At 70.3% G+C, this 9,141-nt stretch carries 7 protein-coding genes; 1 reads left to right on the top strand and 6 read right to left on the bottom strand.

What is annotated here, in order from left to right; genetic code table 11:
* Nucleotides 1-350: 350 nt before the first annotated feature.
* Both G5C51_RS36645 and ahcY read right to left on the bottom strand, forming a co-directional pair.
* Nucleotides 351-974 carry a hypothetical protein gene (locus tag G5C51_RS36645; protein ID WP_165244311.1) on the bottom strand — a complete coding sequence of 208 codons (624 nt, stop codon included), beginning with the start codon at nt 972-974 and terminating at the stop codon, nt 351-353.
* 84 nt (nt 975-1,058) lie between these two features.
* Complete coding sequence (gene ahcY / locus G5C51_RS36640; protein ID WP_165244309.1) at nt 1,059-2,519, bottom strand: adenosylhomocysteinase; 1,461 nt, start codon at nt 2,517-2,519, stop codon at nt 1,059-1,061.
* 575 nt (nt 2,520-3,094) lie between these two features.
* On the opposite strand from ahcY, the gene G5C51_RS36635 reads away from it, so the two are divergent.
* Nucleotides 3,095-5,284 carry a fructose-specific PTS transporter subunit EIIC gene (locus tag G5C51_RS36635; RefSeq protein WP_165244307.1) on the top strand — a complete coding sequence of 730 codons (2,190 nt, stop codon included), beginning with the start codon at nt 3,095-3,097 and terminating at the stop codon, nt 5,282-5,284.
* Between the two features lie 91 nt (nt 5,285-5,375).
* Here G5C51_RS36635 and G5C51_RS36630 read toward each other — a convergent pair whose 3' ends face one another.
* The 4 genes from G5C51_RS36630 to G5C51_RS36615 all read right to left on the bottom strand — a co-directional run bounded on the left by G5C51_RS36630 (nt 5,376) and on the right by G5C51_RS36615 (nt 9,020).
* Nucleotides 5,376-6,293 carry a cation diffusion facilitator family transporter gene (locus G5C51_RS36630; RefSeq protein WP_165244305.1) on the bottom strand — a complete coding sequence of 306 codons (918 nt, stop codon included), beginning with the start codon at nt 6,291-6,293 and terminating at the stop codon, nt 5,376-5,378.
* A gap of 161 nt (nt 6,294-6,454) precedes the next feature.
* Nucleotides 6,455-7,639, bottom strand: coding sequence for a mannose-6-phosphate isomerase, class I (gene manA / locus G5C51_RS36625; RefSeq protein ID WP_165244303.1), 1,185 nt, complete (start codon nt 7,637-7,639; stop codon nt 6,455-6,457).
* A gap of 65 nt (nt 7,640-7,704) precedes the next feature.
* On the bottom strand, nt 7,705-8,832 hold the full coding sequence (locus G5C51_RS36620) for an SIS domain-containing protein (protein ID WP_165244301.1): 1,128 nt from the start codon (nt 8,830-8,832) through the stop codon (nt 7,705-7,707).
* Between the two features lie 17 nt (nt 8,833-8,849).
* A complete protein-coding gene (locus G5C51_RS36615; protein WP_165244299.1) occupies nt 8,850-9,020 on the bottom strand; it encodes a Trm112 family protein in 171 nt (56 codons plus the stop codon).
* Between the last annotated feature and the right edge of the window lie 121 nt (nt 9,021-9,141).

Below are 9,141 nucleotides of genomic sequence, written 5' to 3'. Positions count from 1 at the left end.
CTAATGTGAGCGACGGGGTATCAACATATCTGGCGTTGACTTTTGGCACGCTGTTGAGTTCTCAAGGAACGGACGCTTCCTTTGGATTCCCTCACGGGTTTCCTCCGGGCGCTTCCCTTCGGTGTTCTGAACTCTACCAGACCTTTTCGGCGGGATTTTCACCGCTTCGTGGCTCTGAATTCGTTCAGAAGGCGCTCTCAGAATTCTGTCGAGCGCGGTAGACCTTAACCTCTGCCCTTCGAACTGTCTAGCTCGGGGCAACTGTTCGAATCTACCTCCCCGTCATCCCCAAGTCAATGGTTTTGGCGGGCGAGAGAGGACACTAGCAGGTCTGTGGGCTCCGATGCACATCAGGCCGGTTCGGCGAAGACCGACGGCGGCGACTCCAGCGTCTCGAGCTCCACGCCCGGCGCCGACAGCACCACATCACCGGCGATGTGGACCTCGTGCGCCTCCCCGGCTTCCAGGTCCCTGACCTCGTAGTTCTCCACCGTCAGCGGACCGCTGTCGGTCTCGTGCACCGCCGTGTCCCGGAGCAGCCAGGCCTGCTCCACCGTCCGCGGCGCGAGTACGGGCGGTGTCAGCGCCACCAGGCGTACCCGCTTGCCCGCCTCCCCTGGTCGCAGGGCCAGCAGCCGTGCCGTGGCCACCAGGAAGGACGGGGACTGGCCCGTAAAGGCGTGCGCGGGGGCGTTGCCCTCGTGGGCCTCCGCGCCGGCCGGGTCCGAGCGCACCCAGGTGACGCCGTCCAGCGCCGCGCCCCGTACCTGCCAGCCCGAGGCGTGCATCTCCAGGCGGATCGGGCGGCCCAGGTGATCGATGGTGAGGTCGATGGAGCCCGCGTGCTCACCCCCGGCGGAGTTCACCTGTGCCGTGTAGCGCCAGCCCGCGGCGCCCGGCGCGCAGTGGAAGTGCTCCTCCCCGAGGGGAGCGCCGTCGTACGGGTCGTGCAGGGAGTAGCGGCCTCGAGGCATGTCTCGACCCTAGAGCCAGGCCCCGCACATGCAGCAGGCCGCCCGGTCCGTAGCGGTCCGGGCGGCCTGCGAGCGATCCGTGGATCAGTAGCGGTAGTGGTCCGGCTTGTACGGGCCCTCGACCTTCACGCCGATGTAGTCGGCCTGCTCCGGGCGCAGCTCGGTGAGCTTGACGCCGAGGGCGTCCAGGTGGAGGCGGGCGACCTTCTCGTCCAGGTGCTTGGGCAGGACGTAGACGTCGGTCGGGTACTCCGCGGGCTTCGTGAAGAGCTCGATCTGGGCCAGGGTCTGGTCCGCGAAGCTGTTGGACATCACGAAGGACGGGTGGCCGGTCGCGTTGCCCAGGTTGAGCAGGCGGCCCTCGGACAGCACGATCAGGACCTTGCCGTCCGGGAAGGTCCAGGTGTGGACCTGCGGCTTGACCTCGTCCTTGACGATGCCGGGGATCTGGGCGAGGCCGGCCATGTCGATCTCGTTGTCGAAGTGGCCGATGTTCCCGATGATCGCCTGGTGCTTCATCTTGGCCATGTCGGCGGCCATGATGATGTCCTTGTTGCCGGTCGTGGTGACGAAGATGTCGCCCTTGTCGATGACCTCGTCCAGCGTCGTGACCTGGAAGCCGTCCATCGCCGCCTGCAGGGCGCAGATCGGGTCGATCTCGGTGATGATCACGCGGGCGCCCTGGCCGCGCAGCGATTCGGCGCAGCCCTTGCCCACGTCGCCGTAACCGCAGACGACCGCGGTCTTGCCGCCGATCAGCACGTCCGTGGCGCGGTTGATGCCGTCGATCAGGGAGTGGCGGCAGCCGTACTTGTTGTCGAACTTCGACTTGGTCACCGCGTCGTTGACGTTGATGGCCGGGAACAGCAGGGTGCCGTCACGGTGCATCTCGTACAGGCGATGGACACCGGTGGTGGTCTCCTCCGTCACGCCGCGGATCTCCGAGGCGAGCTTGGTCCACTTCTGCGAGCCCTCGGTGATGGTGCGGTTGAGGAGCTGCAGGATGACGCGGTGCTCGTCGTTCTCGGCGGTGTCGACCGAGGGGACCTTGCCGGCCTTCTCGTACTCGACGCCCTTGTGGACGAGGAGGGTGGCGTCGCCGCCGTCGTCCAGGATCATGTTCGGGCCGCCGGTGGGGGTGTTCGGCCAGGTCAGCGCCTGCTCCGTGCACCACCAGTACTCCTCGAGCGTCTCGCCCTTCCAGGCGAAGACCGGGATGCCCTGGGGGCTGTCCGGGGTGCCGTTCGGGCCGACGGCGACGGCGGCCGCGGCGTGGTCCTGGGTGGAGAAGATGTTGCAGGACACCCAGCGGACCTCGGCGCCGAGGGCGACCAGGGTCTCGATGAGGACGGCGGTCTGCACCGTCATGTGCAGCGAGCCCATGATCCGGGCGCCGGCCAGCGGCTGGGATGCGGCGTACTCCTTGCGGATCGCCATCAGGCCGGGCATCTCGTGCTCGGCGAGGGTGATCTCCTTGCGGCCGAACTCGGCCAGCGACAGGTCGGCGACCTTGAAGTCGGAGGGGTTGAGGACCTGGGAGCTCATTCGGTCTCCTAGCGCATATACGTCGTGTGTCTGCTGTGTCGGGCGGGTTCCTGAGCTGCGGCGATACGGCATGCGCCACCCGCGCGGCACCCGCGCGGCCGGGCTTGATTTCTCAAGCGCGGTCACTGCAACCCAGTCCGTCGGAGGCCCTCTCTCCCTCGGCCGGCTCCGCGCCCGCGGAGCCGCCCGACCGCCATCAGCAGCGACGTCTGGCACTGCGCACCAAGCTACCGCAGGAGCCGTGCCGCGCGGCGGGGTGGCCCGGTTATTCGGCCAGGGCGCGTGGCTTCCGCTCACTGCTAGCCGGATCGGCACGTGCGGAAACGTCCCGGGCCGGCCGTCCCGCCATGTGGGACGCAGCTCCCCCGGAGGTGCGTCAGCCCCCTGGCCCGCTCGCGGATGCGAGCCTGCGGAGCCCGGCTGAGAATGGGGGGCGTGACCTGTGGCGGATGTGTGGAGCCGATTGCGGTGGCGCTAGATCGTTCTGCGAGCATGTGCGCGCGCACGAAGCCGTCCCCGGGTCGCCGGACACAGCCACTGGCCTGGGGGACCCCTAACCCAAGGAGTCGATCCACGTGACAAGTCCCGCAGATCCCCCCGGCGCGGCGGGGACGAGCGAGCAGAGCGAGCAGGGGCTGAACCTGCTCGCGGTCACCGCCTGTCCCACCGGCATCGCCCACACCTATATGGCGGCCGAGAAGCTCGAGCAGGCCGCTACGGCCATGGGCCACCACATGAAGGTGGAGACACAAGGCTCCATCGGCGCCGAGAACGTACTGACTGACAACGATGTCGCGAACGCCGACGCGATCATCATCGCCGCCGACAAGGACGTCGACCCGAGCCGCTTCGTCGGCAAGCGGGTGCTGACGGTCGGCGTCAGCGAGGGCATCAACAACCCCCAGGGGCTGATCGAGCGGGTGCAGAGCGCGCCGGTGTTCGGCGGGGGCGGCGGGCACGGCGGCGCCGCGGCGGCCACCACCGGCGGTGGCGGTGGCGGCGGCAAGGAGCGCAGTGTCGTCTACAAGGCGCTGATGAACGGCGTCTCGTACATGATCCCGTTCGTCGTCGTCGGCGGTCTGCTGATCGCCATCTCACTCTCCATCGGCGGTAACCAGGACCCCAAGGGCGGCCTGGTCATCCCGGAGAACACCTTCTGGTGGTACGTGAACCAGATCGGCACCATCGGCTTCACGCTGATGATCCCGATCCTCTCCGGCTATATCGCGTACGCCATCGCCGACCGGCCAGGCCTCGTGCCGGGCATGATCGGCGGCTGGATCGCCAACACCGGGTCCCTCTACGACTCCGAGGCCGGCGCCGGCTTCATCGGCGCCATCGCGACCGGCTTCCTGGCCGGCTATCTGGTCCAGGCGATCAAGAAGGTCAAGGTCCCGAAGTTCGTCCAGCCGATCATGCCGATCATCGTGATCCCGGTGCTCGCGACCACGGCGCTCGGCCTGTTCTTCATCTACGTCATCGGCCGGCCCATCGCCTGGATCTTCGAGCAGCTCACCGACTGGCTCGGCGGCATGACCGGCGCGAGCGCCGCGCTGCTCGGCATCATCCTCGGCCTGATGATCACGTTCGACATGGGCGGTCCCGTCAACAAGACAGCCTTCCTCTTCGGCGCCGGGCTCGTATCGAAGTCCCCCGAGGTCATGGGTATGTGCGCGGCCGCCATCCCGGTCCCGCCGCTGGGCCAGGGCCTGGCCACCCTCATCCGCCGCAAGCTCTACTCCGACCAGGAGAAGGAGACCGGGCTCGCGGCCTTGTTCATGGGCTTCTTCGGCATTACGGAAGGTGCGATTCCGTTTGCCGCGGCCCATCCAGCACGCGTGATCCCCGCGAACATGGTCGGCGGCGCGGTCGCCGGTCTCATCGCCGGTCTGGCCACGGTCACGGACGCGGTGCCGCACGGTGGCCCGATCGTCGCCGTGCTGGGCGCGGTCGGTGGCGTGCCGATGTTCTTCATCGCCGTGATCTGCGGAACGGTCGTGACCGCCCTGGTCACCGTCGCCCTGCTGGGCATGCAGGCCCGTAAGCAGGGGCTGGCCGGCGGCGGCATGGAGCCGGCGCTGGCGGGCGCGGGTGCCGGTGCTATCGGTGGCGGCATGGCCGCGACCGCGCTGGACGGCATGGGTGCCACCAGCACGACGGGTGCGGGCGCCACGGCGCACACCACCGCGGTGGACGGTGAGGCGACCGCGCACGCGGCGTACCAGAAGAGCCATTCGGCTCCGGTGACCAGCTCCACCACCCGGCCGGTGCCGAAGGACGACGTCCGGGACGCCGTCCCGGACAAGGACGAGGTGCTCTCCGGCTATCTCACCGAGCAGACGGTGCTGCAGCAGCTCACCGCCACCAACCGCGACGACGCCATCCGCGAGCTGGTCAACCTGATGGCGGACACCGGCAAGGTCGCCGACAAGGACGCCCTCGTCGAGGCGGCCCTGGCCCGCGAGGCGCAGGGCACCACCGGGCTCGGCGAGGAGATCGCCATCCCGCACGCCAAGACGAACGCGGTGACCGCGCCGGTCGTCGCCTTCTCGCGGTCGGACGCGGGCATCGACTGGGGTTCCATGGACGGGACCCTGGCCAAGCTGATCTTCATGATCGCGGTGCCCGAGGCGGCCGCGGGCGACGAGCACCTGCGCATCCTGGCGCAGCTGTCGCGGAAGCTGATGGACACCGACTTCCGGGCGCGGCTGCAGGGTGCGGGCTCGGACGCGGACATCCTGAAGATCCTGGGCGAGATCCAGTAGGCCGGCAGCGGGTCAAGTAAGCCTGTCCGTTCCGGACATGACGAGGGCCCCGCCGCTTCCTTTACGGAGCGGCGGGGCCCTCGTCATGCCGTCAGGACTGCGGTCGCAGTATGTCCGGCTCGAGGTAGATCTGCCGCGCGAGCGGCACCGCCTCGCGGACCCGGGCCTCCGCGGCGTTGATCGCCTCGGCGACCTTCTCCGCGCTGTCCTCGTGCCGGACCGCGATCTTCGCCGCGACCAGCAGCTCGTCGGGGCCGAGGTAGAGCGTCTTCATGTGGATGACGCTGCTGACGGTCTCGCCGTCGGTCAGGGCGGCGCGGATCTTCTCGACGTCCGCGTCGCCCGCGCCCTCACCCAACAGCAGGCTCTTGGTCTCGATGCAGAGCACCACGGCGATGATCAGCAGCAGAATGCCGATGCACAGGGTGCCGATGCCGTCCCAGACGCCGTTGCCGGTGAGGATGGCGATGCCGACGCCGAAGAGAGCCAGTATCAGGCCGACCAGCGCGCCGAGGTCCTCCAGCAGGATCACCGGCAGTTCGGGCGCCTTGGCCCGGCGGATGAACTCCCACCAGCCCTGGTCGCCGCGGACCTCGTTGGTCTCCCTGATGGCCGTACGGAACGAGAATGTCTCCGCGATGATCGCGAAGACCAGCACGCCGACCGGCCAGTACCAGGCCTTGATCGCGTGCGGGTCGTGGATCTTGTGATAGCCCTCGTAGAGCGCGAAGAGCCCGCCGAGTGCGAAGAGCACGATCGAGACGAGGAACGCGTAGACGTATCGCTCCCGCCCGTACCCGAAGGGGTGCTCCTTCGTCGCCTCCCGCTTGGCGCGCTTGCCGCCGAGCAGCAGCAGGCCCTGGTTGCCGGAGTCCGCGAGGGAGTGCACCCCCTCCGCGAGCATCGACGACGACCCGCTGAAGGCCCATGCCACGAACTTGGCCACGGCGATCGAGAGATTGGCGACCAGTGCCGCCACGATCGCCTTGGTACCGCCTCCTGCTGCCATACGTCCCCGCCAGTCCCTTCGGTGTCTCCGCTAAGGCGGGCACATTGTGTCAGGTCCGCGGCGGCCTGCCGCGTCAGGGCCTGTCGCCGGGCTCACGTCGTCGCCCGAAGGGCGGCCTCGCACCGGACGCCGGGGGGCAGGCGGGAGCCCGGCGACAGGCACTAAACCCGCACGGTGGCCCGGAAGAGGGTGCCGGAACCGGTCACATGTACCGCTTCGTCCGCCGCGGGCACGTAGGCGGACTCGCCGCGGTGCAGTGAGAGCCGGGTGCCGGCGGCGGTGGTGAGTTCGGCGCTGCCGTCGGTGCAGAGCAGGATCTGGGGCGTACGGGCCTCCAGGGACCGCGGGCCCTCGTCGAGGTCGTAGCGGAACAGCCGGAAGTCGTCGACCGGGGTGTCGAAGGCGCCGTCCGCGTCCGGGTGCAGCACGCCGGGGGCGGTGGCCTCGAAGCGGACGATGTGCAGCAGCTCCGGGACGTCGACGTGCTTGGGGGTGAGGCCGCAGCGCAGCACGTTGTCGGAGTTGGCCATGATCTCGACGCCGAGGCCGTCGAGGTAGGCGTGTGGGACGCCGGCGCCGAGGAACATCGCCTCGCCGGGCAGCAGCTGGACGGTGTTGAGCAGCATCGCCGCGATCACGCCCGGGTCGCCGGGGTAGTTGCGGGCGACGGAGGCGTAGGTGGCGTAGGCCGCGGCGTACGGGCCGCTGCCCGAGCCGAGCCGCTCGGCTGCCGCTGCCGCCGCGGCGACCGACTCGGCCATCTCCTCCTTGTCGGCGCGCAGCACCCCCGTCAGCACCTCGCGCAGCGCGTCGTCCTCCGGCTTGGCGCGGAGCACGTCGACATACGGGGTGAGGGAGTCGACGCCGAGCCCGTCGATCAGCTCCGCGGCCTCGGTGGCGGAGCGGAAGCCGCACAGGCCCTCGAAGACGGTGAGGGCGCAGATGAGCTCGGGCTTGTGGTTGGCGTCCTTGTAGTTGCGGTCCTGCGCGTCGATCGGGACGCCGGACTCCTCCTCGCGCTGGTAGCCGAGCCGGGCCTGGTCGAGGGTCGGGTGGACCTGGAGGGAGAGCGGGGCCGCCGCGGCCAGCACCTTGAGCAGGAAGGGCAGCTTCGGGCCGAAGCGCTCGACGGACGCCTCCCCCAGCTCGTCGGCCGGATCGGCGGCGATGACCTCGGCCAGCGACACCGGGCCGCCGCCGCGGTCGACGCGGGAGGGGGCGCCGGGGTGGGCGCCCATCCACATCTCGGCCTGCGGCTCGCCGGTCGGCTCGGTGCCGAGCAGCTCGGGGATGGCGGTGGTGGAGCCCCAGGCGTAGGGCCGGACGGTGTTGGTGAGGCGGTCCATGAGCGCTTTCCGGTCGTATGCGAGCTTCAGGTACGTGCTTCAGGTACGTGCTTCAGATACGTGCTTCAGGTCTGCAGCGACGATGCCAGGGCCAGGTACACGGAAGTGAAATCCCCGGTGGCGATCAGCTCCGCAGCAGCCTCCAGCGGCGAGCCCTCGGCGGGCGCCAGCTCGCTCACCGGCGCCCCGCGGGAATTGATCAGCTCGCGGGCGGCGCGGGTCGGCGACTGCCCGCCGAGCTCCCCCTGCCGCAGCAGCACCACGCGGGCGCGCAGCGCCTCGGGCTCGTCCACCCGGTCGCGGAAGAAGTCGTCGGGATCGCCTCCCGGCCCGCCGAACTCCCCCGCCAGCAGCGCCGCATGCGTCTGCAGCGCGTGCGGCAGCGGGGCGGCGAGCGCGGGGCGGCCCGGGATGGCGCCGAGCGCGGTGGCGAAGTGCCGCCCGGCGGCCGCGGCGACCGGCCCGTCCGCCCACAGCAGCGGCAGCGACTCGGCGAGCTCGACCGCGAGGGTCTTGGCCGGGTTCGTATACGTCTCGATGGCCGGCCCGCACCGCTCGGCGACGGCGTCGAGGCGGTCGGCGACCTTGTCGAGGGTCGCGGCGGGGGCGTCGACGAGGCCGAGCCGGTCGGTGAGCTGGAGCAGCGGGGTGAGCAGCGCCCAGAGCGAGCCGGGCGGCTCGTAGTCGCCGTCCTGGCCGCCGAGCGGGATCAGCGGAACCGGGAAGCCGCGCAGGTCGGCGACGGTCTGGCTGATGGTGGCCGAGCGGGGCGCGACGGCGGCGAGGGCGCAGCCGCGGCGGTAGGCCTGCTCGACGAGCGCCTCGAGGCCGGGCTCGCGCCCGTATCCGGTGGCGATGATCAGCAGGTCGAGCGGGCCTGCCCAGCCGGGCAGCGCCCAGCGGAGCTCGGCGGGGCTGGAGTCGGTGCCGGTGGGCTCGATCGCGGTGACCGGGCAGGCGCCGCCGGTGAGGGCGGCGAGGAGGTCGGCGATGCAATACGTCGCGGGGCCGGGGCCCGCGACGAAGAGGGCGCGGGGGCGGCCGTCGGGGTTCAGCTCGTCGATGCCGGCCTCGCGCGCGGCGCGGGCTGCGGTGCGGACGCGGGCGCCGGCTTCGGCGGTGCCGCGGAGGAACTCGCGCGGGTCCGCGGCGGCCAGTGCCCGGGGGTCGTCGAGGACGGTCTCGTCGAGCATCTCGGCTGCGCCTGCGCCTACGCCGGGCGGCGGGCTTCGTCTACGAGGAGGACCGGGATGCCGTCACGGATCGGGTAGGCGAGCCCGCAGTCCGCTGAGGTGCAGCGGAGTTCTTCGTCCTGCTCCTGGAGCGGGGCGTGGCATGCCGGGCAGGCGAGGATCTCGAGGAGGCTCGATTCGATCGACACGATGCGGGTGCCCCTTACGCTTCGTCGTTGTTATCGGGTGAGGTAGGCCAGCGTCAGGTTACCTCTGCGGGGTGGTTATCGCCTGCGGCGGGCCGTTGGCGCTTCGCGCCGGGGCTGTACC

The sequence above is a fragment of the Streptomyces coryli genome (assembly GCF_011044975.1).
Taxonomy (GTDB): domain Bacteria; phylum Actinomycetota; class Actinomycetes; order Streptomycetales; family Streptomycetaceae; genus Streptomyces; species Streptomyces coryli.
This window is presented reverse-complemented; position numbering and strand designations above follow the sequence as displayed.

Bases quoted from the DNA above. Each gene is read 5' to 3' on its own strand.
- G5C51_RS36645 (WP_165244311.1), bottom strand. From the start codon at position 974: ATGCCTCGAGGCCGCTACTCCCTGCACGACCCGTACGACGGCGCTCCC.
- manA (WP_165244303.1), bottom strand. From the start codon at position 7,639: ATGGACCGCCTCACCAACACCGTCCGGCCCTACGCCTGGGGCTCCACC.
- ahcY (WP_165244309.1), bottom strand. From the start codon at position 2,519: ATGAGCTCCCAGGTCCTCAACCCCTCCGACTTCAAGGTCGCCGACCTG.
- G5C51_RS36630 (WP_165244305.1), bottom strand. From the start codon at position 6,293: ATGGCAGCAGGAGGCGGTACCAAGGCGATCGTGGCGGCACTGGTCGCC.
- G5C51_RS36620 (WP_165244301.1), bottom strand. From the start codon at position 8,832: ATGCTCGACGAGACCGTCCTCGACGACCCCCGGGCACTGGCCGCCGCG.